Below are 303 nucleotides of genomic sequence, written 5' to 3' on the forward strand. Positions count from 1 at the left end.
GCCCCGTGATCGACGACGACCTCGACGTCCTCCGCGTCGGCGCGCACCACCATCCGCCACCACGGCTCGCTCTCCAGCTCAGCCGAAACCTGCCGGTGCCGGCGCACCGACGCCCACACCTCATCCGATACCTGACACCTGACCGGCCCGTGCCCGTCATCGACCACGAACAACGCCGATTCGGTGACAACGGTCAACGCGAACGATGCCTCCAGCCGCTGCCATCCCGGCGGCGCGAGCGCGCGCAAGCCGGCGGTGATCCGGTCCACCAAGTCCGCGAGATCCTCACCCCCGGAACCGCTC

The 303-nt window shown here is 70.0% G+C and carries 1 pseudogene; it reads right to left on the reverse strand.

Annotation, left to right across the window (positions count from 1 at the left end):
- Positions 1-269, reverse strand: a pseudogene (locus IG65_RS35575) (hypothetical protein); the annotation flags it as partial.
- Positions 270-303 lie beyond the last annotated feature (34 nt).

The organism is Nocardia sp. NRRL WC-3656, from assembly GCF_000720265.1.
In the GTDB taxonomy this organism is placed as follows: Bacteria; Actinomycetota; Actinomycetes; order Mycobacteriales; family Mycobacteriaceae; genus Nocardia; species Nocardia nova.